The organism is Pyrinomonas methylaliphatogenes (assembly GCF_000820845.2).
Classification (GTDB): Bacteria; Acidobacteriota; Blastocatellia; order Pyrinomonadales; family Pyrinomonadaceae; genus Pyrinomonas; species Pyrinomonas methylaliphatogenes.
This window is the reverse complement of record NZ_CBXV010000005.1, coordinates 85,525-111,793: the sequence shown is the minus strand read 5'-3', so window position 1 is coordinate 111,793 and position 26,269 is coordinate 85,525. Positions and strand designations below refer to the sequence as shown.

The 26,269-nt window shown below is 52.5% G+C and carries 18 protein-coding genes and 1 pseudogene; all 19 read right to left on the bottom strand.

The genetic code is table 11. The annotated features are described in order from the left end of the window. Positions 1–851 precede the first annotated feature (851 nt). Positions 852–4,037: pseudogene (locus tag PYK22_RS18335) on the bottom strand (DEAD/DEAH box helicase); the annotation flags it as partial. Then, positions 4,025–7,051: a hypothetical protein gene (locus tag PYK22_RS07615; protein WP_041975873.1), complete on the bottom strand. Its 3,027-nt coding sequence runs from the start codon at positions 7,049–7,051 to the stop codon at positions 4,025–4,027. The pseudogene PYK22_RS18335 and the gene PYK22_RS07615, both read right to left, overlap by 13 nt. A 65-nt stretch (positions 7,052–7,116) precedes the next feature. Continuing rightward, a complete protein-coding gene (locus PYK22_RS07610) occupies positions 7,117–7,473 on the bottom strand; it encodes an STIV orfB116 family protein (protein WP_041975872.1) in 357 nt (118 codons plus the stop codon). Next, positions 7,470–8,576 (bottom strand): putative CRISPR-associated protein, encoded by a 1,107-nt coding sequence (locus tag PYK22_RS07605; RefSeq protein WP_041975871.1) that lies wholly within the window; start codon positions 8,574–8,576, stop codon positions 7,470–7,472. The genes PYK22_RS07610 and PYK22_RS07605 overlap by 4 nt, the downstream gene beginning before the upstream one ends. Then, entirely contained in the window at positions 8,573–9,499 is a 927-nt protein-coding gene (gene csm4 / locus PYK22_RS07600; RefSeq protein ID WP_157770745.1) for a type III-A CRISPR-associated RAMP protein Csm4, read from the bottom strand. Before csm4 ends, PYK22_RS07605 begins: the two co-directional genes overlap by 4 nt. Positions 9,500–9,514: 15 nt before the next feature. After that, complete coding sequence (gene csm3 / locus PYK22_RS07595; protein ID WP_041975869.1) at positions 9,515–10,156, bottom strand: type III-A CRISPR-associated RAMP protein Csm3; 642 nt, start codon at positions 10,154–10,156, stop codon at positions 9,515–9,517. Positions 10,157–10,159: 3 nt separating this feature from the next. Next, positions 10,160–10,699, bottom strand: a complete 540-nt coding sequence (gene csm2, locus PYK22_RS07590; RefSeq protein ID WP_041975868.1) for a type III-A CRISPR-associated protein Csm2 — start codon at positions 10,697–10,699, stop codon at positions 10,160–10,162. Between the two features lie 3 nt (positions 10,700–10,702). Further along, positions 10,703–12,286 (bottom strand): type III-A CRISPR-associated protein Cas10/Csm1, encoded by a 1,584-nt coding sequence (cas10, locus tag PYK22_RS07585; RefSeq protein WP_041975867.1) that lies wholly within the window; start codon positions 12,284–12,286, stop codon positions 10,703–10,705. A 2-nt stretch (positions 12,287–12,288) separates the two neighbouring features. Next, on the bottom strand, positions 12,289–13,155 hold the full coding sequence (gene csb2 / locus PYK22_RS07580; RefSeq protein ID WP_083437696.1) for a type I-G CRISPR-associated protein Csb2: 867 nt from the start codon (positions 13,153–13,155) through the stop codon (positions 12,289–12,291). Positions 13,156–13,208: 53 nt separating this feature from the next. After that, positions 13,209–14,651 carry a type I-G CRISPR-associated protein Csb2 gene (gene csb2 / locus PYK22_RS17235; protein ID WP_083437695.1) on the bottom strand — a complete coding sequence of 481 codons (1,443 nt, stop codon included), beginning with the start codon at positions 14,649–14,651 and terminating at the stop codon, positions 13,209–13,211. Continuing rightward, entirely contained in the window at positions 14,644–15,777 is a 1,134-nt protein-coding gene (gene cas7g / locus PYK22_RS07560; protein ID WP_041975861.1) for a type I-G CRISPR-associated RAMP protein Csb1/Cas7g, read from the bottom strand. The genes csb2 (PYK22_RS17235) and cas7g overlap by 8 nt, the downstream gene beginning before the upstream one ends. An 11-nt stretch (positions 15,778–15,788) precedes the next feature. Further along, positions 15,789–16,703 (bottom strand): type I-G CRISPR-associated protein Cas8g2, encoded by a 915-nt coding sequence (gene cas8g2 / locus PYK22_RS17230; RefSeq protein ID WP_157770744.1) that lies wholly within the window; start codon positions 16,701–16,703, stop codon positions 15,789–15,791. Continuing rightward, positions 16,696–19,383, bottom strand: a complete 2,688-nt coding sequence (gene cas3g / locus PYK22_RS07555; protein WP_041975859.1) for a type I-G CRISPR-associated helicase/endonuclease Cas3g — start codon at positions 19,381–19,383, stop codon at positions 16,696–16,698. The genes cas8g2 and cas3g overlap by 8 nt, the downstream gene beginning before the upstream one ends. 594 nt (positions 19,384–19,977) lie before the next feature. Next, on the bottom strand, positions 19,978–21,018 hold the full coding sequence (locus tag PYK22_RS07550; protein WP_041975858.1) for a helix-turn-helix transcriptional regulator: 1,041 nt from the start codon (positions 21,016–21,018) through the stop codon (positions 19,978–19,980). Positions 21,019–21,430: 412 nt separating this feature from the next. Continuing rightward, complete coding sequence (gene ligD / locus PYK22_RS07540) at positions 21,431–22,378, bottom strand: non-homologous end-joining DNA ligase (protein ID WP_162199817.1); 948 nt, start codon at positions 22,376–22,378, stop codon at positions 21,431–21,433. Between the two features lie 48 nt (positions 22,379–22,426). Then, positions 22,427–23,605, bottom strand: coding sequence for an energy transducer TonB (locus tag PYK22_RS07535; protein ID WP_041975854.1), 1,179 nt, complete (start codon positions 23,603–23,605; stop codon positions 22,427–22,429). Between the two features lie 100 nt (positions 23,606–23,705). After that, positions 23,706–25,139 (bottom strand): amidohydrolase, encoded by a 1,434-nt coding sequence (locus PYK22_RS07530; RefSeq protein ID WP_041975851.1) that lies wholly within the window; start codon positions 25,137–25,139, stop codon positions 23,706–23,708. A gap of 28 nt (positions 25,140–25,167) precedes the next feature. Further along, positions 25,168–25,593, bottom strand: coding sequence for a cytidine deaminase (gene cdd / locus PYK22_RS07525; protein ID WP_041975849.1), 426 nt, complete (start codon positions 25,591–25,593; stop codon positions 25,168–25,170). Between the two features lie 38 nt (positions 25,594–25,631). Continuing rightward, positions 25,632–26,261 (bottom strand): uridine kinase, encoded by a 630-nt coding sequence (udk, locus tag PYK22_RS07520; protein WP_041975847.1) that lies wholly within the window; start codon positions 26,259–26,261, stop codon positions 25,632–25,634. Positions 26,262–26,269 lie beyond the last annotated feature (8 nt).

Here is a 26,269-nt window from a genome sequence, read left to right as displayed (position 1 = left end):
AGCGGTAATTCGCCTCCTGCGGCTTCGTCCACCCGTTGATAACAACCACAATTTGGGCAAATGGCGTACTTGTACCTCCTCCATTCTCGTTTTGAAATGCGCTTGATGGCATTGCTTGTCCAAAGCCTTCCGGCAGCGACGATCTGGCTCTCCGGTGCGTACTCCGAAAGAGCTATGAGTAAATCGCGGGTTAATTCTAGCTTTTTTGCCTCCTCGCTGTGATGCCATAGTTCCAATTCGACGACATCAACGGGAAAGCCATATTTCGGAAGCACGTTTCGCGCAGATAAGAACGAGAGCACATCTTTGTCTTTGATTGTCGTGATAGTCCTCAAGATATAATCGGAAGGTTTGTTATCTTCGATTAACTCCTTTCTGTATGATTCGAGCTGTCGAATATCATCATAGACTTCATCCATGGCTTTGCGAAGCGCGCTGTTCTGGCCGAAGACGAAATCTTCAAGCCATTTCCAATTCTCTAAGTCGAATCTTTCAGCTTGATCTTTAAGTATTCGCTTCAAGGCTTGTTGAAGCTCTGCGGGTTTTTCTTGGAGAAAGCTGATCAGCGGGTGTTTTTCAAAGAACTCCTCGCTACTTTTGATCTCCGCGCCTCCGATTGTGAAGAAAAAACTCTCCACCGTGCCGAAGGTTTCTTTGTACTGCTTCCAAAATTGGCCAAGGGTAACAGCATGGATGTGGCGACGAATGATCTTTTCGTTGCCTACCTCAAACCTTGGAGGCGGAATCGTGCCCTTGATGATCTTCTCCGGCTCGGCATAGTGCTTGAGATCGTGCGGACGACGTTGGCAGAAAGTCAAAGCGAATGCAGTGGAATCCGTCCGACGGCCAGCTCGTCCCGCGCGTTGAATGTAGTTAGCCGGCGTTGGTGGAACATTCCGCAAGAACACAGCTTCGAGCGATCCCACATCTATACCCAGCTCGAAGGTCGTTGAGCAACTGATCACATTGACCTGGCCGCGCATGAAATCGTTTTGAAGTTCGCACGCAGCACGACCTGTAAGCTGTGCCGTATGCTCTCTGACCTCCATGCGTGTTGGCTCGAGATTCAAATAAAGGTGCCGGTAGTGGTTATCTCTTCTTACCTCGCTCGGATCGCATGCTTTCAACTCCCCTTCGCAACGGTAGGTTGGACAAACGCCTCTCAGGCTTCTCGTCGTTATGTTACCGCATGTCTGACACACGTACCATGGAGCGTCTTCACCTGAGATCACTTGCCAAAAATTGTGGCGAATTTGCAAAACACGTCCTGCTTCTGGAAGTTGTGAATCGCTAAAATAGGGCTTCCAGAAAGAAGCTTGCTCAAAACTCCTCCAGATCAAATTGAGAACCTCTTGCGGCGACACGCCGCCAGCTGGCGCGCACTTCTTCAACAATTTCTGAACGAAATCTATCCGCCGATTCATCTTGCTCGCTCCAGAAGGACTCCAACTGAACACGCCCTTTTTTGGCAAAGCACCGAACTGTCGGAAGTAATAACTGCGGTTACGAGGTTTGAAAATCTCGTCTTCAGGCGAGACTTCGTCTGGGAAGGCTATAGCGATTTGCAGGCGAAAACTATCAAGTAGCGTCTCGAAAAGTTCCCAAATCTCATCTTGCGTGAGAGCATAAGGCGGAGGTGTAAGTAAACCGGAGAGAGTTTTGCCGGGCGTCCAGCCATCTGGTTTCTTCAACGAAAACCTCACGAGTCCGAGCCCTTCCAAGCTGTTGTGTTGGTCACGAGCAATTAGCTCCAACAGCGCCCATCTCCAGGCTTCAGCAATGCGCTGTTGACGGCTCAAATGCGTTTCAAAGAGTTTATATTGTTCCGCCTCACGCTGCATATATTCCACAAGATCGCCTACTCCCCACAGATTCTGCTTTACGAGATGCTCATACTTTTTCAAGGTCAGAACCATCAAACGACGCCAAAGGATCGGCAGGTAGGTTATCTCGCCAAGGTAAGGAGCGAAATAAGCTGCATCTTGTCGGCTGTCAGAGAAGATCAACAAACGCCGCGCACGGGTGCAATTCATGTCCTCTCCGTATTCGTCTTCCTCGTGAGTTTTAGAAAGTTGAACTTCGCGCTCAGGGATATCTTGGTAAAGGGCTGTCGCCAGAACGCTTGCTGGCGCATCTTGACCAGTTAAGAACCGATGCACCAAATTCTGGCTGCGCGCACCACACGCCCGGCAGTGGGTCACCACGCCCTTTTCGTTCGAGGCTTTAATGATCCGTCTTTGCCATCGCCCGCCGCAATCGCAAATCGGACTAAGGCTGCCGACTTTATCTATCGCGCCGCACCGGATGCAAAGGTGATAAGCTTCGAGTGAGTCTTGCGTGTCTATCCCTGCTTCTGCTACTTCCTCATCCTCATCTGCCGTATCAATGACCCTTTCTTCAAGTAGAAAGAGCTTAGCTTTTTCTTGATTCTCCTCGGTGATCTTCTGGGTTTGCTTGAAGCGGCGACCTTCAGGCAACCCAACGAGATAAATTGCACCGCACCTTTTGCATGTTGCTGCTTCGAAAACGACGAACTCCTCTCCATGATGATCTACCTTCTCTTGACGATCGAGGAACAGCTTCTTCTTGGGCGCGAGTGCGATGAACCCGCCCTCAAGAGCTTTGACGAATAGGTGATATCGTGCTGGAAGCAGTGGCGCATGCTCTTGCTTAGGTCTAGCTTGAACTGCAAGATCAATCAGAGCAATGATGAACGAATTAGGGTCTCCTTCGCCTTGAAACAACTGTTCAGCTACTTTCGCGAGCAGAACGGGACGAACGCCAGATCCTTCGACAAGGCACGCCCGCAACCTTGCGAGATTGGCATCCCCTTTGAGAACTTCGAATAGGAAATGCTGCGCTGAATCGGAAGCTTTTTCCGCCAAGGAAATTACTTCTTCAGGAATGCCACACTTCCGCGCTATCGCTGCAACGGCACTTAAGCTGGTTGGATCCGAGTTTAGGATTTCGCGGACTTTCAAGTAGAACTCGGCCTTCGGTGCTCCCCACGGTTGCGGATACTCATTCTGAGATACGCGGCTCGCTTCGACTACATCCTGCCTGGAGTCATCTTGTTCATTCCACTCAAACAACTCATCGAAGAGCTGTTCAGCGAATCTGGTCACTTGCGGGAAATCCATTCTCCCTCCGCCGAGTGTGGCGCTCGTGCCTATACACTGCAACCGACCTCGTTCGCTTCGCACAATTCTATCTTTGAGCCGTCGTATCAGCATCGCTGTCTCTATGCCTTTGGCACCATCGTAGGTGTGAACTTCGTCCAGCACCAAGAATTTCCAGAATCGCGCGAATTCGCCATCGAAAAAGACCGAATCTTTCGGGCGAAGGAGCAGATATTCGAGCATGGCGTAGTTGGTAAGCAGAATATGCGGCGGAGAGGCTTGCATTTCTTCGCGCGACAGTAGCTCATTTGGGATTCGAGGCTCGCCGCGGAAATTCTTTCGAAAATCATCTTCGGCTTCTCGCTTCGTTTGGGGCGTTTCGCCCGTATAGCGACCGAAAGCGATCACCTCGCATCTCCGTAATAGCGATCGCAAGCGCTTCAACTGATCGTTGGCGAGCGCGTTCATCGGGTACAATAAAAGAGCGCGCACGCCCGGACAAAGAGTACCATGACGCTTCTCTTCCAGGAGGTGATGAAGAATTGGGATGAGAAATGCTTCTGTCTTACCGCTCCCGGTGCCTGTGGCAACAATCAGGTTCCTTCCCTTAATGATCTTTCGTATCGCTTCCTCCTGATGCCTGTAGAGAGGTCTATCTAAGGGCAACTCTTTGCTATCCAACTCAGCAAAAAGGGGCGAGAGAAGTCTCTCCTCAATCAACTCGCGAAGAGTCTTGCCCAATCGGTATGGCGGAGTGGCTTCCAGATAAGGTCCTTTTACGAATTTTTCTTCTTTGGATAGGGTTTCCTCAAACTGCTTTCGCAACTCAGGGTCGCTAATTGGATAAAGTGTCCTCAAGTAACGAACGTAGCTTTCACGTACTTTGTTAGTTACATTGAATGGGTTCAATTGCTGCATTCTTCTCTCCCCTTTCTAGTTTTTCCTTTTGGTTCTAGCTTGCTAAGAGGAGCATCGTCGTTTTCTGGACTTAATTCATCTAAGTGACGAAGCGGGATCCCTCGTTCACTATCGCTGTACTTGAGCCAGATGAAGTCTTCTTGGTTTTGACATCTAATGCCTCTATACTCCGCTGTTTTTCCTTCGACCCTTACTTTGGTCCCGGGCTTGAAAGGGATGAGAGATTGATCACAAATTCGACAAAGCTTGCAAACTTCAAGCAAAAGCGCTTTTTCATCGTCACGGCACTTTTCAGCGCAACACTTGATAACTTCCCGAAGATAATCTTGCAGGGTTTGTCTTATGGTCTCGGGCATTGCACGCCAGAGCGATTTTGCTTTTTCTCGGTCTACGACCATCGTATGAATTAGGCACTCTGCATCTTCTAGCCCAATTTGCATATAAGCCGAATCAAAAGCCCAATCTCTCCCGGCAAGTCTGTGCGTGAGCCAAGACTGAAATAGACTTCCTTCTGTTGCGATATCCCCGGCTGGTTCTATCTGAATGTCAAAGATCATCGCATTCACGCTCGGAACGAAAAGTGAGCGTTGCCGTGTACAATACTCGTCTTCAACGTAAAACTCTGCGCGATACACTCCAGCAGGAAGATCATAGACATGTGATTCTATTTCTAGCTCCGATTTGCCATCAGGGATATCGAAAGTAGTTGGCTCCCTCCAAGGCCGCCACAAATCCCACAGGCGCAGGCGCCGATTCCGAACGCACCCCTTGTCCCGCCAGCCTAGAATCAAAGTGCGCACTTCTCCTATTCGCTCATGTTCATAATCAAAGGATTCGACTGTCCAACAAGTTCTGACTTGAAGCGGGTATAATGAATAATTTCCCAAAGGTGTCCCTGGAAAACGCAGAGAAAAACAGGCTAAAGGCTTGCCTAAGCCTCTTAATGAATCTAGAAACTGCCTCAAATGAAATTGGACCCTGCCATTGCGAATTTCTTCTTTTATCGCATGACTCGTTCCATCAAGACATAATTCAGCTAGTGAGCCACTCGGGAGAGGAGCCCACACGCGCAAACTTATTTCATTAGCCTCTAACTCGTCGATTTGGATCTCAATGGAATCCGACCTCCAACTGAAAGATCTGCTTTCATTACGTAAAGCCCAGCGCAGGCAAGGAATGTCGAACGTAAGCGGTAGCTCAATCTCACCAAGTTTCAAATTCAATTCTAACGCTTGTAAGCAGTTGGAAGAGACCACTTCAAACACACCGTTATTTCCGCTGACTTTTGTTTCATCCTTACTCGATTCGAGCTCACAAAGCGGATCGATGAGCAGCGTCAGATTAACTTCATCGCCTTCCAAGTAAATCTGCCTGTCGAACTCGTATTCCAACTGCTGAACGAAGGCGAAATCGAATTGTTTATCTCGACCGAGTGGACCGCGCGCTTTGACGCGATAAATTCCTAACTTGCCTTCTCTGATCAATTGCTCATCATTGAGTGAAACTATTGCCGAGTTTCCATCGTCCCCGGATCCGGTTACTTTGCGAAGGGGAAGACATTTTTTCTGCTTCGCTGCCGAATCGCTCAGATGCTCAACAAACAAATCCCATCGTGATATCTCATCAGATGAAGCAAGTGGTATGACTATCTCGGGCAACCTTCCTGCATAAACCGTCAGTCCTCGTGATTGAACAGAAGGTAGCGGCGTGCCATCTAGGTATGGCTCTCTTTCAGATCGCAATGGTAGCTTTTTCTTGTGGCTTAACCTGTCGCACAAATAAAGGTTTTCGGCTTTGGAAGTATCTACGCACCAAAATACATAGTCATCCCACTGACCAGTCCCCTTTATCCTTCCTAAAACCGGAACCTCCGGATTGAAAACCATCCCATCCGGAACAACTACCCACAATTTATCTCTTGGCAATTCTTGGGCTGTGATCAGTCGCCTGCCTTCATCAAACGCCATCCACTTGTCAGAATGCATCCCTTCGAAGCTCCACTCGCGCAAACGCTTTGCCTCGCCTTGCAAGATGACTTCATATTTCTTCGCAGGAGGCAAATAGAATTCCCTCTCTTCTGTGTGTACACATTTCTGCCTTTTGTAGGATGGTATCTGCTCAGAAAACAATTCATGCTCATCGGCGACAATTCGACAACGTAGTTCTTTCGTTTCGCTATTCTCATTCAGAATTTGTTCCGGCAAAATGCATTGCACTTCGCCGTAATCATCAAGGCAGATGACCGGACGGCGAAAGATCATATTTCGTTTAGAGTGTTTGAGATCGCTCCTCTCGCTGAGCCATTCTTTGAACCTCTCGACGACCCTAATTGGAAGACCTAACTCCGATGCTTGTGGAACCATCTCCTCATCATAAGCGATGCGAGCCATCTCAATGCAGCGGGCGAGGAAATCTGCAGCGGTTTTCCCGCCCGATTCGATAAATCGCCGAACTGGCCGATCAGTGGATTGATATAAACTTGGCTTCAAGCGCCACTCGGCAATGATTTCTTCAGCTCGTCCTGGATCGGCATCGAATGTTCCATTAACTGTCGGCCAGAGAAGTTTTTCAAAGAAGTCCTGCAGGCAAGAATCCGGTATGCCGCCATGCGCGAGGATTTGAGAGACGTACTTATGCGCTCCTTGGAAGTAGAAAATGCTCAAATGATTCTTTTTCAGCGTTTCGAGAAAGACCTCACCCCAACGCTTCTGCCATTGTGGGCCGCTTCGTCCCAAAGCTTTTTCAATTGCTTTCCAGAAAGTACCTTCGTCATAGTTTTCCACACCCATCACCACCAAGTAACAAGAAAATACTAGCGGAGCGATATCTTCTATTTTCACAGATGAGGTGGAGCTTCCAACCGCGGCCAGAGCATGATTTGAGACAACTTGCTTCAAAAGGCACATATCTTCTTCGGTCAAGGTGAGCTCACTGATGAGGCTAGGTTTTTGCTCAGTCAATACTTCTACCAGCTTTATCTCGATTTCGCGAATTTCTCGACAGCCTTCCAGCATCTTTCAAGTTTCGCTTTGTCCGGGACGAGCAATTTCCCTTTGATAGAACGGCCTTACAGCGTCTTTCAAGACTCGGTATCTAACCTTTCAAGTCTTCCAAACTCATAGCCGATCTGCTCGATTTCGCTGCGTGTTAAGATTTGCCCTTCGGACAGTCGCCCTTTTAAGCGAAAAACTAACGCAACATCAGTCGGCGTCTGCTCAATTTTTACTCTCTGCACTTGGACCGAGTACTCGAACAACTCAGACAGAATCTCAGCCGTAGAAGCGTGTCCTATGGCTGAGACAATCTCTTTCCCCTCTACAACAAAATCTCTAATTAGCTGACGTGCTTCGTCTGGCTTGATTCGCTCAAACCTGAACTTGCCGTAGCTCGTCAGGATAGCGGCGTTAAGCAAAAGCAATCTTCTGTGTTCGCTCATCCCAATTTTTTGTCAAGTTTGTCCAAAACAAATTTGTCCTCTTCAAAATGCCCGTAGATACGCTTGGCGTCTTGATCGTGCCAAGCATCTATCTCATGAGTTGAGGGAAGGAGTTCGTCTCCTTTCAACTTTTTGAAATCCAGCGATTGAACATGTTGACCAGTTTCAAGGTAGCGGGTTAAGTCATCAACCTTTTTATTGATCTGAATGAGACGATCAGGAGAAAGTCCTTCAATGCTTTTGATAAAGCTCTGGGAATAAACGATTCGATCCGAAGGCGATTGGAAAACGCACTCTCTGTAAATCGAATCGCGCGACCTTTGCCAAACAAGCTCGCCCCATTCAGAAAGTGCACTTTCGTTCCCAACCTGAAGCAGAAAGGTTTCGGGTAGCTTCTTTATTTCTTCTTGATCAACTTGCAGACCCAGGGAGAGGCGACGAAACACTTGGAGATGATCGCGAACAGTGTTTTCAGCATCCATTTTGACCGGCAGTCGTGGAATACGCAGCAACTCCTCACTTGACTCGAAAACATAAAAAGTCTCGTCTGCGTAGAACAAAGCCAGCGTCTGCAAAAATCCTTGCACGCTTTTGAAGCCGCCTGTCAGGTTAAAGATGACTCTGTAGCCATTCCTTCTGTAACCTTCAGCTGTCTCTTCGCAAAAACGCACGATATCAGCTAGAGCGACCTGAAAAGACGAAAGGTCGTCAGTTCGCAAATCTTTCTGGCGACGCACTTCGGCGATTACCCCTTTGCCTGTCAGCCAATCTTTTGCGATGTTGGCTGTGACTTCCCCTAACCATGTATCAGTGCAAAGCAGAAGGTGAAAATCGCCCTGATGATTGAAGGCTCCACTATAGATTTTGATGATGCCGTTCAATTCAGCCGACATCTTCGCCGCTGTTGCTGAATCAGCGTCTTTAAGCTTGTTTTCTGCTTCCTCGATAACCCTTCGCAAAACAGAAAGATCGTCTGCAGAGATGTCGGATTCACTCTTCACGTTGGAGTTGTGAATTATCTTCTGCACATCAGCCTTTATCAGGCGTGCAGTATTGGCTAAAATGCTCGTGCCAACAGGTGACAAAACGAATTTCCTTGTCATACAACCTCCCTCCAAACATGCGGAACAGCCAAACCATAGCAAAGTTGTTTTATCTCGGTTGTTCTAACTCTGGATACTGTTACCATTCCACCCAAAAACCCTTTAGTACTGTTCGTTTTGAAACAAGCGCCCGGACGAAACATCAGCATGGGCGGCTTGAAAACTTGATCCGTGCCGAAATCCGGAGCAATCTTGCCGAACTTGACGAAGCTTTCCCAAACGCCGTCCACCGGATCACTTTCAGCCGGTTGAAAGGTTGACAACACAACAACGCCTTTTCGCTCTTCCACCGGATCACTGTTACACAGTTCGTCGAGCCAGCTCGCATCTTCTAAATCTGAAATGATCTCGAATTGCCCCTTGCCCGTGGAGATGTCCGCTCCAAACCCATTTTGAGCGAGGCGGCCAAATAGTCCGCGCAATCTTTCCAAGTAATCATCGCGAACGCGCGCGTAGATACTCAGAAAGAACTCTTCTTCAGGCAAAGTGCCAAAGTAATCCGTAACGGAAAACAAGCTGCCTGCAGCACCGGTCGTATCGCTTCGACGGTCGAGCGTATTGTGAAGGTGGGGAGTCCGGCAAACGATCTCATCGCTTAAGAGATCTTCTCCGGTTAGAGCTTCGCCTCGTTGCGAGCGCAGAAAACTTTCTCGCGTGAGCAGAGAGGCTCTTTTTAGTTTTTTAGATTCTCCTTTGAGCGAGAATCGAGCGATCTCCGGCACGGGCAAATAATCCAAAGGAAATGCGTCCGACAACACAAACGGCGGGCGCCCAGCTTCACATTCTCGCAGGATCTCTTCTCGCAGCGTATCGGCACCATCGAAGCGAGAGACCATCAAACACAGGAGCCCAGCGACTGTATCCGATTGCCATTCAGTGCGCCACGCAGACAGGGGACGCATTCTAATTCGATAAAGCTTCATTGCCTGCCTCCCCGCTTAAAGTGTGAACGGAGTGCCATCGAGGCGTAGGTCCTGAAACTCTATCTGGCCATAGCCCTTGCTCGTCCCTGAACCGATGCCCGTTTCTTCGAGATACCGAAGTCCATCCTTAACGAACTCAACCAGCGCATCAGCGCCTGCTTCGCTCTTATAGCGGACATCGTTATCTAAATCCCAGTACTGGACGGCAATGCTGAATTTGAATTTCGCACCTGCGGCAACGCGCTCTACTTTGCGTGGATGCTGTGCGGTACCCGTTTTACGGTCAATGATATTTTCCGCCTTGATCTCAAGGTCACCACCCTCGATGAGTTGTGCGTCGCGAACGATGATGCGGGATGGTCCCAGATTGTGATTCGGTCTCTTGTGAGGACCGAAGACGCGACAGATCAAACAATCCGCGCATCCACACGGCTCGTTCTGATCTCGTCCGCTGAATTTTCCTAGCCGCTTCTCAAATTCCGAGCGCATCTTGCCCTTGATCGAAGAGCCTGGCAAATAGGGTTTGCGCGTCGTAGGATGTTTGATTACGGTCAAGTCAACAGCACCGATTTGCAGAAGATCGTCACTCCCGCCGATACGCGTGCCACTGACCAGAAAAATTGTACCGGTGATTTGCTTTTGTCCTAGCTTTTTCATAGGTTATCTCCTTTCCTTTTCCAAATGCTGGGTTGCAAAGCCTACTAAAGCTTCAAAGTGTTTTAAGAAACCCTCCATAAAGTCCTTCTCCGTTTTAACAGCAGCGACATTTCGCTGTATGAAATCATGGAAGATCTTCGGGATTTTCTTCTCCTGCTTGCCATAAGCATCGGCTGCCGCGGCGTCGAGTTTGAGAAATTCTGCTTTTTGTTTCTCCCAACCTGATGTCTGGGAAAGGATGCGAGTTTCGATGGCACGGCAGTGCTGGAAGAACCGGCGTAGCTGACTACTTGTGAGCTTTGGTTGCGAGTTGATCATCGCCTCAATCAAGGGTGTAAGCTTATCCCGCCGTACTAGCTCTTCTAGGAGATTACCGTTCCCATCGAAATAGCCATTCTGCAGATAACTTCCTCCCCAAACTTCATCAAGTGATCTCTCCCTTGAATGACCTTGCGATGAGCCGGATGCTTGCATTTGCTGAAAATGCTGTGCAAAGGGTTTATTGAACCCACTCTTGCTGTGTTGATGTTTTTGCTTGTTCATAGCTTATCTGTCCTCCTTACCTCTTGTGGCAACCAACGCATACCTTGTTATTGCTGGAAGATACTTGGCTTGAACAGTATCCAATGCATCGAAATGGTTAACTAATTTCTTGCCGAACTCCCACACTTCGCAATCTTTCGGATCAAAATTGCGTGTCCAAAAATAGGCAAGGTGAGCCGTTGCCAGTCTGCTTTCGGACCGTTGCGGTTCGGCCTGGCGTTGCAATGCCAAGCACAGCAAAGTGTGAAGCCACCCCCGTTTGAATCTCTTCTCCTCAATCCAGCGAACTAGACTTTTCGCTGTTTTGGTAATTTCCTTATGATCGCGCCATTTCCAAACTTGGCCGAAGACTGCAAATTGATCACGACTTTTCTCTTCGCCCGGAAGGAGAGTCTCTTTCGCCTTGAAAAGCAACTCGTCAGCTTCTGCAGCTACGGCTTTGATCGGCAACTTCGGTTTAAAGATCGCTAATCCACCACTAAGTGTCAGACCTCGGCTGCTGAACCGGTCGGCAAAAATCTTCTGAATCTCTGCCGCGAAATCAAAAGCCTCGTTCCATGCACCGACAATCATAAGGTCATCACCTCCTGCAAAAATGGTGTAGAGATTGCGCCAGGGTTCTTCTTTCATCTTCGCTGTCAAAGTCTCGGCAAAAAAGTCGTCCAGTTCTCGGCTGAAAGATGAGAGTGGTGAAAGATCACGCGCCTTAGCGAGTAGATTATGAATGTGTTGTCCAAGGTGATCTGCATCCATTTTGAGAAGGCCAAGCAAACGATCCCCCTTCGCTCTTTCAGCTAATTCAACGAACTCAACTGGTCCACGGTCTTTTCGAGGAATATGTCGCACCAAGCGTCGCTGCAAAATCCTTTTTTGAGACGCCGTGCCCACAGATCCAGCAAGCGATATTGCATATTCGTTATCACTGATTGTCGGTTTATCTTTAAAATCGAATGTCCAACTGCCGATACTGAATTCGCCATTCTGGCTAGGAAACAGAATAATCCACTTATTCTGTTCGCGCGTTAATTGCTCTCCAATTCGGCGCATGTCGTGGCAGGTTTTACAGACGCGGTAGAGGATCTCTTCATCTCGATCCTCCTTTTCTGCCCTTTCTTGGCGGCAGAGCTCGCACGGTGGATTGATAGGCTGTAACTTTAACTTCTCCGTCTTCCATTTTCCTTCAGGAGCGCAAGCGCTCGCCCATGCACGCTTTTTAGCGAAGCCCAATCTTTGCATGACCGTGCGGTAACTGTCTATAATTGAGTCGGCCCCTTCCTCCGCCACGGCTAGAGCAAACGAAAGTCTGCCTGTTCCGATGCGCAAAAGCTCTTCGTTTATTTCGCTCTCAACTTTCCGGAGATCTTCCAGCCTCCCTTCGCCGCAAAGCAGAAACTTTCCGGCATTACAGAAAACAAGCGATTCTTGGAGATCGAGTTGGAGAGCATCAGCAACCCGCAAGCAAAGCGTTTCGGTCAAAAGCTGTATGAAGAATGAGCGCGCGCGCAAACGCTTCGCCTGCGCCCCTCCCTCTGCCGCCACATCGAACAGAAAATCTTGGATTCCTGAGAGTTTGCCTGCGATCAACATATTCACTCTTGCTCAAACGGGAGAAATAATCCAAAACTGAAGTGGCACCCGAAACCGAGAGCAAGTGGGCCTTGGACAGGTTCTGCGAACTCAATCGTGAATCCACAAATGCCGTATCCCCTCTTGCCGTTGAGTCGCTCAGCCGCGAACTGGGACCATGAGATCAACTGACCGTCTCTGGTCCAGAATCCCAGGGTGCGTTGAATCGAAATTGGCTCCGAGAATCCTCGCAATCTCAGTTCGCGCATAAGTTGCGCTTCGGGCAGGTCGCGCGGGCGCGGGCGTCCTCCGGCGCCTCTGGTTGCAAAGCGCGGGAGCGAAAAGGGCGTCACCGAACGCCACTTCCGCGCCCGCGCAAAAAGCCCGACATTTTGCGAGAAATCTCCCGGCGCGCCCAATCCGACGAGCATCATTCGGATGTCAGGTTGACTACCGCGACGAAAGATCGTGCGCGTGCGTGTGAGTGCTTCGAGGTCACCTCGATCAAAGCCGCAAGGAGCATAGATGGTAAGATGATCCAAGTATCCATCGCCGTCTTCGTCGGTGACGAAGTAATGTGCGTGACGATGCCCTTGTAGAGGCACACCCTCTTTGGTCTTGCCCGTGATCGCTTCCGAATGAGAGGTGTCAACGCGGTTGCGAATCAGCGCCCGTCGCACCTGTTCGGCGATAGGAAGCGCTTGCTGGACTGTGGGCAAAGCGCGCGACTCGAGTGCATAACGTGCGACGGTTATGCTCTGGGTTGTAAGGTCGTTGCTCTGGAAAGCAACAATCTTAGTCGCTGCCACACTCGCCCGACACAACTTAGCTTCTGATGGGGCAATAGCCAACGCTTGCACAACAAGATCTCGATACGGCGCGTTGCTCATAGAATCTCACCCGCTTTTCGATAAAAGCTCCTTTCTAACATCACTCGGCTATTTCACTCTACTCTCTCGCTTACCAACAGACCCAATCCACAATGTCGGCCTGGGCCCAAAGCAATTGGGCCGCGAAAATCGCCTTTGAACCTCACATGCACATGCCAGGCCGAGTAATTGCGCAAATAATCCGGCCTGTGATAGTGGCTCGGATGCTGCGATCCGGACCAGAACGGCGCTTTGCGAAGAATGGCGTCTTCTACTGCTCCTATAGGTATGCCGGCTTGCTCGATGGCCTTCAGCAGAAGTCGTTCGGCCTTCTTATACTTCCCATCATCGAAGCCTGGCAGGATGACCGGAGTGATGCTCGACCAAAATCGCGATGGGCCAAGGTAGCAGCGCAAAACATGATCCTCTCTGGCGCGAAACAGGACCGCTCGCTCACTGCCCGTATCATCTGTAAGAGAACAGCCTTGTAACCGTCGCGCAGCCCATTGCGCATGACGCCCATCTCCGCCAAAGGGTTCAGCTATGACTACCCGTCGAATCATTCCATCAGCGTGAGGATGACCCACCGTAGGCAGCGGAAGATAAGAAAAGCGCGGCGAGGTGTCGTCTTTGTTCATCGTGTGGCCGGCCACATAACGATCGGAGCTACCGGGAAACGGATGAGAATCGCGCTTGGCTTCTTCGCAAGCGAGATGGCGAAGCATAGCCGCCACTTTGACCGCATCTACCTGGCGAAAGACCGCAAACCTGTCGCCATCGTAGTGCCGCAATTCAAAATATGCATAGGATCTTGGTGGAGTTTCTGTAACTGTCAAGTAAGCAACTTCCCGAAAAGCGATCGGTTCTTGACGCGCACGGTACTGTTCTCCTACGCTCCTGCAGAATGTCTCGTAGCACTGCAAGAGATCATCGAGGGATCCTTCGATAGGGACTCGGCGTACTTTTTGTGGTATCCACACTTCAGGATATGGCACCCAGCGAATCCCATTCAGTTGAGTGGCTTCCTTTTCGCTTAGGATTTTTCCGCTGCACGCAACTTGATCTATTCCCCATCCGAGAGTGAGAATGTGTCGCGCTTCTCGAATGAGAACATTCACATGCTGCTGAGCGGATCTCAATTCTTCATCATTAATCCTCCACACGTAGTGCAACGTTTGCCCGTTGATCATCCGGTGCGGACGGACCATCTTCGATGTAAGACGCTTTCCTCGCTCAGGTTCTCTATCGCTGTCGTTGTTTGGAACAAAGAGCGTGTAGGGCGTAGATTCAATCGCCTCGGGAGCGATGATCTGCGGCGGCTGTTGCTTTTCGAGCCAGCACAACGCTTCCGCCCTCTCGTCGGGCCAACCGTTCTTGCGACAACCTGTCAGCGCGCCGGCTACGAACGCCTGGAATAATCTCCAGGGCGATGGCGGCCACTCCGGCTCCTCGTCGCTCACCTTCCCGTGAAACAAATCGTCGAGGAAGGTAACGGAGATGCATAAGTATTCAGCCATTGTTATTTCCTCCGGATGTTTGTTGTTGATCGGAAGTGGCTTCGGCTGAGGTTGCAGTGCTTTTTCGCTGTCCGGCTTTACGATCTTCCTTTGTTTTTGCCAATTGCTTTTTTGCCAATTCTGGGCTGAACTCCCCGGTCTTATTCTGCCCAACCCCGAAATCTTTCGCTGCTTCTTGAGCGTAGCGAAGTGCATCTTCGTGAGAGAGTTTAAATTCCTCTCGCGAACCATTGAACCGAACAAGAGAACATTCAGAGGGATTTTCTTGGTCAAGGACCAGTTGACAACCTTCGCGCAGATTGAAGTCCTGGGGTGCAGTAAGACCCACCAAAGCAAGACCGAAGATATACCTTCTCAACTTGAGCGGATTCCCATTTGAGCCAGTCCCTAAAGTTCGGATAGCAACAAGATTCAATGTTGCATCCCGACGGATCCCACCTTTGGCGATCACTCCGCCATGCGTCCACGGTGCCGGAGCGTGGCTAAAACCGAGTTCGGATAATCTTTTCTGATCCGTGGAAGCATCAACCAGATTTTCCACTACATAGTCAATCGGTGGGATGTATTGCGCTGAACGATGGAGAACTTCAACGTTGAATGCACGAATGACGGAACGAAAGACGCGAGGAAGCTTTGCCTGTGTCTCGCGTGAGTCCCAGCTACCGAAGACGATGGAAGTAGGCGCTATTTTGGCGAGCGGTTCGGCGTTTCCGTCGTCCTGCCAAGTTTTGAAAGCCGACCTGAGTTCATCTGCAAGGGTCGAAAACCTCACGATGGCGTCAGCAGCTCGTTGCCCCGCATCAAGCAGGTTGATCTCTTTTCCGCCTGCTCGGATGGTGATTTGTGGCACAAGACTGCTATATGGAGTCCTTTTGAAAATCGGTTCGATCCTGTTCGCCTGCGAACCGACGCTATCAATCTGGCAGACGCTCGTGCCATCGGAGAAGCGGTCAATGTTGTACCCGAGCCAATCTTCTTCCTTGACTCTTTCGGGTTTGGCATAGGTCGGCGGGAAGATCACCGCATCTCTGCCCTCGACAGGCATGAGCCACTGGCGCAAGACTAGTGCCGCGACCTCGCTGCCATCGTTAAGCCACTCGTCATATTTTGTCAGTAAATCGTTCATGGTTTGACCTCCTATTGAATTGAGTAGATTTTCGATGCTCGACCAAAAGCCTTGTAGCGCTTCTGATCATCACGAAACAGCAATCGGAATCGGTACTTTTTAGACTGCGCCAACGGGATAGCCCCGCTGACAACAGCCGCCGCAACAACTGCACTGAGCGGTTGGAACCAAGCGGTGTACTCAAGCGACCACCTTTCGCTCGAGGGTACAGGGCGAAATCTTTGGAGACCGATCAATGCGAGCAATTCAACTGCTGGATAAGCTACGATCTCCGCATCTTGAAGATCCAGAGAAAAACCTACTTTTAATGCATGCACATACCTTCTGGCATCAAAGCAAAAGGGTTCTACAGGCTTCGCTGTACCGCGGGTTTCTTGAGCGTACTCAGATGGCGTTCTTAGAACGCAACCGTAATCAAGCAGATTGGACAAATTTAGGTTGTTGCATAGGGCTTCACAAAGTGCCTCTTGCGCTGCGCGTGCTATTTTGTGAATCTCTTGGCGGCCTGCCCAGGTTTTGGGAGAGACATCTTCGCTTTCCGTTTGCCACCAATCCAATGTTAAGTGGAAAGGATCTTTTAGGTAAAGTTTTCCCTCTCTAGCCTGTCTTCCTAGTTCTTTTCGGCGCTCCTCCTCAGTATCTGACAACCTATTTTGCCTTTTTCGTTCTTCTAATTGGCGCCTTTCCTGTTGCTCTTCTTCGGTTAATCCGGAGATATCACACCGGCATAAATGATCTAGTAGACATTTCAATCCATCACTAGTAGGAGCCTGGACTATAAAGCTGGCCTGGCTTCCCCGAGCCTCAAAATGACCTTCGATTCCAGGCCATAACCGATGAGCAAGCTCCAATAGTCCGCAACAGGCAAAAAACTGACCTGGGTTTAAGATATCAACGTTGACCGCAAAGCCGAGCTGGTTACTCATCTCCCCTGTCCTCCTGTTGTGCTGCTTGCCGCGAGGCAACAACGTCGGCGCAGCGAACCAGCGACTCCAACCAAGCAAGTCCCCATCGCCCGAAGCGCTGTTGCAAACGCGCATATCGGCGCATGACTTCGTGAGCCTCATCTTCGTTTTCGGTGGTTGTGTGGCGTTCCATATCCCAGGCGTCAGGCTCGAAATGTGGTCGGGCGCGACCATGGTGAGCGGCAATGAGATGAAGGATGAGATCGCGCTCCTCATGGTCCCTTATCTTTTCCTTAGCGTCCAGTAGGGAGCCGAATTCGTGGCGATAGCCCGCGAGCCGTCGCCAATCCATGCCTTGAGATCCAGATTTTGCCCAAGGATCGTCTGGATTATCATTGAAAACCGCTGACTGCCAGCATTTTCTATTCTTGCCAAGGTCATGAAGCCTCGCCGCTTCTATGACCGCTTTTTTTAATGAGTCACTCAGCCCCAAGCTTTCGGTAATCTGACTAGCGACTTCAGCGGCAACTTCCAAGTGGTCTTTGAGCCTTGGGGCAGATTCGTAACTCGCCAACTCGGGGTCGTCTGTAGCCGCCTGCTTGGCTTCCGCCAATAATACCAGGTAGCGAGCTGTGGCTTCTTCGTCTCCTTCGACCGGAAGTCGCAGTGGAAGAATAAGAGAAACTGATTTGCTGAGATTTTTGGAGATTTGCCGTACTGCTTTGTTGATCGATTTATACTCATCATCCAGTTCGGTGTACTCTTCTCCACTGCTTAGCTCGCGGTATCGGTATATTTCTCCAGCGCCCTCAACGATCAACCGAAGGGATTTTCCGTCGTGACCTAGAATATCTAAGCCATTTCTCGGCTCTGCGTTACCATCGAGAATTCCTTCTTCGGTCAATCCGCCAGCCTCTGCTGGTAATACAATCGTACGAAAACGAATAGCCTCTTCGGTTCCTTGCACCAACTCTTGTAAAGAACTCCTTTTTGCTTCGCCGCGATCGTCAATGATGAGTACCGGCAGGTCTGCTTCCTTGTGACGCTCGGCGAGCTTCTTCAGCTCTTTGAACACCCGATCGCTAAGGTCGCGCAAACGCTCGCGACTTTCGATGCGACAATGCTGGAACCATTCGCCTATATCGTCTTCCGAGATCTCGCTCTCAGCTAGAAATCTCACTTCGGAACGCCAAACCAGGTAAGTCTCGGGTGGAGCTGCTTCTATCCCATGAAGATAAGCTGCGACAGATGGGCGGCCAGGCAATTCTTCGCGGATGCTGGTCATTGCCCACGCATCCAGCAAAAGGTCCGTGACGGGAATGATCTTGGGCTCGGGCGAAAAGACCTCTTCTTTCTCTAGATCGTTCAGTCCGTTCAGCAACTCCATCAAGGCCCGCGGGCTGACATCGAAGCCGTCGCCTTTTTTGGGTAACCTCTTTTCCAAAAGCTCCACGGTCGCAAGATATGGTCCTTGTGTTTCTTCTTCTTCCACGAACAGATCAATGTGAGCTTGATGCTGCCCATCGCGATTGACTCGCCCCAACCGCTGAATCAATGACTCCAATGTCGTCGCATCGCAGATCAAGTGATGCGCGTACAAATCAACTCCAACTTCGCCCGCGGAGGTGCAGACCAGATAAAGCGTCTCTTCGATCTGGCTCTGTGCATCCATGAAGTTCCGGAACACACGATTGTTTTGCAGGAGCTGGTCCCTTTCGTAGCCTCGAATGGTTCCGGTGAGCAGTGCCACTCGATCGCCGCCGCTTCGGCCAAGTGCTCTTTTCAACTTGCTCGCTATCTCTTTTGCTTGTTCCGGTGAATGGACATAAATTAGGATCTTGCTTCGGTGAGATTGATAGTCTTTCGCGCGCTCGACGATGTTCTCAACGAGCTTTCCCCGCTCTACCCTATGAATGTGAAGGGTCTTCTCGGCATTCAGCCTCGTTTGCACAAAGTCGTCTTGCGAATCTTCTTCCTCAAGACAGAACTTTTCGCCTTGCGTTTTTCTCTGTGTGGCAGAAAGCTCAATAATCCTTATGGGTCTAGGTTCGTTGCTCCGTAGCTGTTCTGCTTTTACTGCGCAAAGCAATTCACTGAAGGCAGGTGTTAGATGAGCTTCATCGTGAATGATGATTGCATCCTGGCCAATCAGTCCGGCGTGGTGAGGCCGCATCCGGTAGCTATCGCCATATCCAGAAAAGAGCAGCTTGCTTCCGATCATATCTACGGTGCCGATGATGATGGCGGGACGAGTAGGATCGGCTTTCCACTCCTCATTATCGGCGAGTTCGCCTCGGAGAGTGCTAATAGCAAGCGGCAGTTCTTTTTCTATCGCGGCGACTTGCTGCAAAGCTGCTTTTAGGAAATCAAGGACTGCCCGTTCATCTGGGCTGACCTCCTCTTGGCCAAGCAACCGCTTTCGGATCTTCTCCGCAATTTGCGTAGCTTGATCCACGACGGTGCGGCGATTAACGATGTATATCAACCTGCGCGGCAAGCACGGGGCTTTGCGCGTAATTGCCTGCACGGCAAAAGCAATCAGCCAAATTACGATGATCGAAGTCTTACCGATTCCGGTCGGCAAATCGATCGAGGCTGGGACATCGCCCGAGAGCAGCTTTTCGTAAAGCCGTTTTTGCCAAGAAAGCGGGTTGTAACCAGTCAGGGCTTTAAAGATTCGATCAAATTCTGGTTGGGTCATGTTTTCCGCTCCCCTCCACCATTTCGTTTACTCTCGCTTTCGATTGCTATCCTATTTATCAGCGATATCGCCACCCATCACTCCCACTGGACGTCACACTGGGGCTTTGCACGACTAAGAGGATAGACCCGACCACCGACAAGTACGGTCAACTTTCCCAACATTTTCACTTGTTAACCTTTCGGCTTCTAGAAGCCGCTTTTGGCTGTCGCAAGAAGATGCTTGCCATTCCTGATTCAAGACCCGAGTTGTCTTCACATGTAAAACTTCCCTGCGAGCAGCGGCACGTCCGCGGCCAAACGCCCCATTCAAGATCTGCGTCGTCTCTGCAGGGCTTCTGTTTTCAGCGATAAGCAAGTAGGTTGCTTTCATCCACCGATGATGTGCTTTAGTTCTACTTGCCCACTATTCCTTTTCGGTTAATCCGGCCTTAGTCAACAGCCCTCGCACCTCAGCCTTTTCGACCATAGAGCGTCAATCGCCCGTTGAGAATGATCTAGTCGCTTTGGTCAACCCGGCGTCGCGCAGCGCAGCCAGCTCTACGGCCCGCTGATCGCCTGTTGAGAATGATCTAATCGCTTTGGTCAACAGACCTCACACCTCAGTCTTTTCGACTTTGGTTTTGTATCGGCCCAGAGCCCGCTCGTATGCCTCGGCGATCTCCCGCCTCAACTCCTCGGGCGCGAGGACTTCGACATCCGGGCTCCAGCTCAAGATGAATCTCGCCAGCCCGCGCCCGCGCGCAACCCGCATTTCGATCTCTATCTCCTCGAGTTTCTCCCCCTCAGACGGCTTGCGCGCGATGATTCGCTGCGTTCGGTGGAACACCCGCTCGGCGAAGATGCGCGCCGTCACCCCGCGCGCCCTCAGGCGCACCGTGATCGGCTCGCCATGAATCCCGTTGAAACAGTTCTCGGCGAGAAACTCCCGCAAATCGAAATCCGCCGGGCGTTCGAACTTCGCGTTCGTCAAACGCAAACGGCGGATGCGGTCGATCGAAAATGGGATGATCCCGCCGCGATGGTGATCGCGCCCGATCACCTTGAGCGTCGCCCCGTCCGGATCGTAATAGATCACGTACGGATCGAAGAGCCGTTGGGTCACCCGGTCGCTCGTCAACGCATGGTAGTGCATGCGCACGCGCCGACGCTCCACCGCCGCTTCCACCAAGCGCCGGATCTTCTCCGCGTGCGCACCGAAATCCTTGGCTGGCGAAGTGGCCGAACCGAAGACCGCCGCTAACTGGTCCAAGCGCTCGCGCAGGACCGGCGGAAGCGCTGCTCTCACCTTAGCCATCAACGACTCGAACTGCGCGGCAAAGGGCGAGTCGATCGCCGTCAATCCCGTCTCGCCGAGCGCCTCCTCGGCTAACAGCAGCGCGCCTAACTCAGCCGGAGTGAACTCAGGCGGGACGAATCGCCCGCCCATCAGACTGTAATAGACCTCGCGCCCTTCGCGTTCCTCTTCTATCGGATAGGTCAGCGAAAGAGCATCGATGCACCGTTTCACGGTGCGCTGGCTGACGCCCAATTCCCGGGCCAGTTCGCGCTGCGAAAGTCGTCGCTCAGCGAGCAGCAGAGGGATCTCGAGCAACCTATAAGTTAATTCGCCACGGTGGGAATTATGAGCGGCCATAACTTATGTGATGAGGATCGATGTAAACGAACTGCGCTAAAGTGAAGAGATCTTTCCACTCTTCGGTCAACGCTGCGGAACCATCGTGGGGATGGCCCGCAATCGTTGCCCATTTTCTTACCGAAGCGCGGTTTTGGCAAGACCCTTTTTCGCCGATCGAAAGGAAGGGGCAAGCAAGAGGCGAACGCATCAACTGCCGCACGTGGTGCCGCGAGTGCTTTTTCGCAAATCGAAATGAGGGAGCAAGAGGTGGTCCCCTCCGCTGTCTTCCGCGCGCCTTGGTCCGATGCTCTTTGGTGCGGGTTCTCGGCCAGATTCGTCAGATCGGTCCCCATCGTTCACATGAACCCGATCTTTTTTGAGCGCCTTGCGGTTACGCGCAGCAAGAGAGATAGAGGTGGATGCTGAAAGCTCACATGGACCCGATCTTTTTGATCGCTTGGCGAAGGCGCTGCTTTTGGCGAAGCACAGGTTTGAACGGATCGCCCTTTTCCGATATTCGCTGCAATACGGTTTCGATCGTAAAATCCTGCGGCCCGATCTTCCGATCTATCACCTCTTGCCATTCGAGAGGTGTAGAGACGGTCGCTCCTGGACGCGGGCGCACGGAATAGGGAGCGACGATAGATTTTCCGCGCGCGTTCTGCAAATGGTCCACATAAATCTGCCCGGCACGGCGTCTCTGCAAAGTACGTTCGACCGTAGCGATCGCCGGATTCTCGCGGGCGACGGCGGAAGCGATCCGCGCCGCGAAACGAGCTGCCTGATCGTAGTCGTGCTCAGCTCTGAGCGGCACGAAGACGTGTATGCCGCGCGATCCAGAGGTCTTCGCATAAGAGGCGAGCCCTACCGACTCGAGAAGATCGCGCACTTTGAGCGCCACTTCGCACACGCGATCGAAGGTCGCTCCTTCTCCAGGGTCGAGATCGAAAACGATCCAATCCGGGCGGTCTAGATTATCGATGCGCGAGTGCCAAGGATGACATTCGATCGCGCCGAGATTCGCGGTATAAAGCAGCGTCGCCAGATCGCCGCCGACGAGATAGTCAACCTTATGCCCATCACCCATCTCGATCGAAACCAAGCGCAAATCTTCCGGCGCTTCGTCAACATCATGCTGATGGAAGGATTCCCCTTCGATGCCATCAGGATATCGTTTCAGGATGAGCGGGCGATCCCTCAAATAGGGCAAGATGTATTTCGAGACCTTGAAGTAGTAACGAAGCAGATCGCCTTTCGTATAGCCATCGTCCGGCCAATAGATCTTATCGAGATGGGTGAGCTGGATGAGTCTTCGCCCGAGCTTGATCGTGAGATCTCCCTTCAACTCTCGCGCCTCGAGCGCCTTGGCCGCAGACATCGCCATCGCCGCCTTCGCCTCTAACTCCTTCCGCCCGAAATCCCATGCCTAGAGCGAAAAGGTGAAACTTATAAACCCGCTCAAGCGCACCCTCTTTCCGTTGACGGTGTCGATCCTAAAACGCCATCTCCGCGCAGCCTCTTCCGCCGCCTGGCGCAAGAGCGCCGGTCCAGTAGAGCGGACCACCTTCTCTACATTTCCATCCTCGCCGACGATCAGATGAACGATGACGGTTCCAGTGACGCGCGCTATCTTCGCCGGAGTCGGATAGATGGGGGGAACCCGCTGAATCGCGCGAGCGATCAGATCGGCTCCGATCTCTTTCGGCTCGTCGGGAGAGCCATCCATCGAACGTTCATCCCGCATAGTTTCGCTCGCGGGCGCAGCGGACTTCGCCTGCGCCGACGCGCTCGTTGAGGCCGATGGCGTCGAATGGCTCTCGTCGAGTCCCGTCGCACGAACTGAGGCTTCGCGCGAAGCATCGGCAGCAGAGAAGCGCGCCGATCCGCCCATCGCGCGCCCGCTCAGGTCGAACCCAGGTGGAGTTACAGGCCTCAAACTGGCGAGGCGAGGTTCCGTTATGACCAGCCACTGACGCGCTTCTGCAACGCGCGCTTGCCAAGCGGCGCGCTCTGCGGCGTCGCGCGCCAGGGTCATGCGCGCTCCGGCAGCATCTTCGATGAGCGCTGCCGACTCGGAATCGCTTCCGCCCTCGGCCCGAATCCGCTGCGCTTGTTCGATGACATGTTCGAGCAAACGTCGCAACTGGTCCAGATCCTTGCGCACCTCATCCGGCAGATCATCGGCTCGCACATTGAGCCCGAACTGGCGGAAGCGCTCCAAGCGCGCACGCGCCCCATTCATCAACTGTCCGGCCAAGGCGAAATATAATTGCTTCGACTTTTCGCCGCGCGATGAGCGCAAGTTGAAGGCTTCGTCGAGAAGAAGTTGCGCCTGCCCGTAATCGCCGCGCTCGAACTGCATCCCCATCAGCATGATGGTGGCGACATCGCGAGCGACATCATCTCCGGCGCCGCGCCTGATGCCGTCCAGTTCGGCGATGGCCGCGTCGAGCTTACTGACGGCAGCCAGCGCGCGCGCGCGGGCCAGATGTTGATTGAGATCAGGTGCATCTTGCGCTTCGCCGACGATGAACGACGACGCGCACAAACAGGTTGCGAAGAGGAATCGCCGCGCGAGGCGACGCGCGATCAGCTTTCGCTTCATCTCCCACGCTCCGTAAATACAAAAGCGAGCTTAAATCAAGCTCGCTCAATTGAATTGAGTACGTTGTGGTCGAAGATTATCGCCGCTTCGCCGGAAGAAATCAACCCCGTGGCGCCCCTTTCGCCGCCCCGTTCCGCACGCTGCGCTCAATGCGCGCGCGCCAAGCCTCGGCTTCACGCTTGATCTCTGCCTCATCGAGCGTCAACAGGCGGCGATCGCGCATCACGATCCGCCCGTTGACGATCACCGTACGCACATCGGCCGCTTTGGTCGCGTAAACGAGCTGCGAATAGATGTCGTAGCGCGGCGTTTGATGCAAACCATCGAGCGCAACGATGGCTAGATCGGCGCGCTTGCCCACCTCGAGCGATCCCACTTCGCGCGCTAGACCGAGCGCGCGTGCGCCGCCCATCGTCGCCATCCACAGAGCTTCGCGCGCCGAGACGACGCGCGGATCGAGCGTTGCCACTTTGTGGAGCTTCGCCGCCGTATCCATCTCTTCCCACAAGTTGAGATCGTTGTTCGAAGCCGCGCCGTCCGTGCCGAGGCCGACGGCCAGCTTGGCCGCGAGCATCTTCGGCACTGGTGCGATGCCCGAAGCCAGCTTCATATTCGATTGAGGATTGTGCGCCACGCCGACCGCGAACTTCTGCAACAAAGCGATGTCATCATCATCGACATAGACCAGATGAGCCGCGATCACATCGTTTTTCAAGAACCCTATGCGCGCTAAATACTGGACCGGCGTCGCCCCCTTCTGCCGTCTGATCTCCTCCAGCTCTTTGCGCGTCTCGGCGACGTGAATGATCAGGGGCGCCTTCAGTCGATCGGCTAAAGCGCGCGCCGCTCGCAGATGTTCTTCCGAAACGGTGTAGGGCGCATGCGGCGCGATCGCCGGGACGATGAGCGCATGGCCATGCCAGCGCCGAATGAAACTTTCGGCGTAGCGGAGCGCGCCGGCGAAGGTCTTGTTGTCAGGCGCAGGGAAATCTATCAGCGTTTCGCCGAGCACGGCACGCATTCCGGCCTTGGCGGTCTCCTCAGCGATCGCATCTTCGAAATAGTACATATCGCAAAAGGTCGTCGTCCCGCTGCGGATCATCTCAGCTAATCCCAACCGCGTCCCCGCGCGGACGAAGCTTTCGCTGACGTTCTTCGCCTCTGCCGGAAAGATATACTTGGTCAACCATTCATCCAGATCCAGATCGTCGGCCAGACCGCGGAAGAGCGTCATCGGGACGTGCGTGTGCGCGTTGATCAAGCCGGGGATAATGGCTTGCCCCCGCGCTTCGATCACCGTTGGAGCTTGGTACTGTCGCTCGATCTGTTCGCGCGGTCCGACGGCGATGATTCGTTCACCGCGAACGGCGACGGCGCCATCCTCGATCACCGAAAAACGCTCGTCCATCGTCACCACAAGGCCGCCGCTGATGATCAGATCCGCGCGTTCGCGCGGCGCTTCTTGGCCAAGAGCGCCCGCCGCGAGCGAAGTTAAAACGGCGAGCGAGATCGCTATCCAGACTCTTTTCAACATCGAGATTCGCCGCCAGAGTTCTCGATCCTCAGATCGTCAGGAACCTTCGATCGAAAGCGCGCGGGAGCAGATCGCCCGCCCGAACCGTTTCGACTTTGCCGCCAAGATTGGTCATGATGATCTCGATATCGCCGCAGAACTCCCAGATGATCTGCCGGCACGGACCACACGGCGGAGTTAACTCTTCCGTATCGGCGATGACGACGAGACGGCGGAATCCGCGCGCCCCTTCCGAGATCGCCTTCCAGATCGCCACGCGCTCGGCGCAGACCGTCAGCCCGTAGGTCGCGTTCTCGACGTTGCAACCAGCGAACACGCGCCCATCGATCGTTTCGACGGCAGCGCCGACGCGGAAATTCGAGTAGGGCGCGAAGGCGTTCTCCCGCGCGCGGCGCGCGGCTTCGATCAAATCTTTCGCCTCATTGAGACTCAAGCTCACCTCCTCAATCCTCATCTCACCAAAAAGGTCGGGCGCCCCTTAGGCCGACTCCGCTAATCCTTGCCGCTCACACTGGCCAACAGCTCGCGCAATCGGCTGCTGATCAGATCTATCCCGACCAGATTGTGCCCGCCCTCGGGGATGATGATGTCGGCGTAGCGTTTGGAAGGTTCGACGAATTGCAAGTGCATCGGACGCACCGTCGTCATGTACTGTTCGATGACCGATTCGACGGTCCGCCCGCGTTCGGCCACGTCGCGCTGCAAACGGCGGATGAAGCGTATGTCGTCCGGCGTATCGACGAAGATCTTCACATCCATCTCGGCCAAAAGTCGCGCGTCGGCGAAGACGAGGATGCCTTCGACGATGATGATCGGTTTCGGTTCGGCGCGCACCGTCTCCGCAAGCCGCGTATGCGTCTTGAAATCGTAAACCGGCAGATCGACGGCGCGGCCCATTTTGAGCGCGCGCACGTGTTCGAGCAACAGGTCGTTATCGATCGCATCGGGATGATCGAAATTGGCTCGATGACGGAAATCGAGCGGCATGTCGGATAGGTTCTTGTAGTAGGAGTCCTGTTGCAGAAAGGCCACCTCCGTTGCGCCGACCGAACGCAAAATGGCGCGGGCGACGGTCGTCTTGCCCGACCCCGTGCCGCCGCAGATGCCGATCACCGTACGCATAACTTTTC

Coding starts and splice junctions, on each gene's coding strand:
- PYK22_RS07615 (WP_041975873.1), bottom strand. CDS start 7,051: ATGCTGGAAGGCTGTCGAGAAATTCGCGAAATCGAGATAAAGCTGGTA.
- PYK22_RS07610 (WP_041975872.1), bottom strand. CDS start 7,473: ATGAGCGAACACAGAAGATTGCTTTTGCTTAACGCCGCTATCCTGACG.
- PYK22_RS07605 (WP_041975871.1), bottom strand. CDS start 8,576: ATGACAAGGAAATTCGTTTTGTCACCTGTTGGCACGAGCATTTTAGCC.
- csm4 (WP_157770745.1), bottom strand. CDS start 9,499: ATGAAGCTTTATCGAATTAGAATGCGTCCCCTGTCTGCGTGGCGCACT.
- csm3 (WP_041975869.1), bottom strand. CDS start 10,156: ATGAAAAAGCTAGGACAAAAGCAAATCACCGGTACAATTTTTCTGGTC.
- csm2 (WP_041975868.1), bottom strand. CDS start 10,699: ATGAACAAGCAAAAACATCAACACAGCAAGAGTGGGTTCAATAAACCC.
- cas10 (WP_041975867.1), bottom strand. CDS start 12,286: ATGTTGATCGCAGGCAAACTCTCAGGAATCCAAGATTTTCTGTTCGAT.
- csb2 (WP_083437696.1), bottom strand. CDS start 13,155: ATGAGCAACGCGCCGTATCGAGATCTTGTTGTGCAAGCGTTGGCTATT.
- csb2 (WP_083437695.1), bottom strand. CDS start 14,651: ATGGCTGAATACTTATGCATCTCCGTTACCTTCCTCGACGATTTGTTT.
- cas7g (WP_041975861.1), bottom strand. CDS start 15,777: ATGAACGATTTACTGACAAAATATGACGAGTGGCTTAACGATGGCAGC.
- cas8g2 (WP_157770744.1), bottom strand. CDS start 16,703: ATGAGTAACCAGCTCGGCTTTGCGGTCAACGTTGATATCTTAAACCCA.
- cas3g (WP_041975859.1), bottom strand. CDS start 19,383: ATGACCCAACCAGAATTTGATCGAATCTTTAAAGCCCTGACTGGTTAC.
- PYK22_RS07550 (WP_041975858.1), bottom strand. CDS start 21,018: ATGGCCGCTCATAATTCCCACCGTGGCGAATTAACTTATAGGTTGCTC.
- ligD (WP_162199817.1), bottom strand. CDS start 22,378: ATGTCTGCGGCCAAGGCGCTCGAGGCGCGAGAGTTGAAGGGAGATCTC.
- PYK22_RS07535 (WP_041975854.1), bottom strand. CDS start 23,605: ATGAAGCGAAAGCTGATCGCGCGTCGCCTCGCGCGGCGATTCCTCTTC.
- PYK22_RS07530 (WP_041975851.1), bottom strand. CDS start 25,139: ATGTTGAAAAGAGTCTGGATAGCGATCTCGCTCGCCGTTTTAACTTCG.
- cdd (WP_041975849.1), bottom strand. CDS start 25,593: ATGAGGATTGAGGAGGTGAGCTTGAGTCTCAATGAGGCGAAAGATTTG.
- udk (WP_041975847.1), bottom strand. CDS start 26,261: ATGCGTACGGTGATCGGCATCTGCGGCGGCACGGGGTCGGGCAAGACG.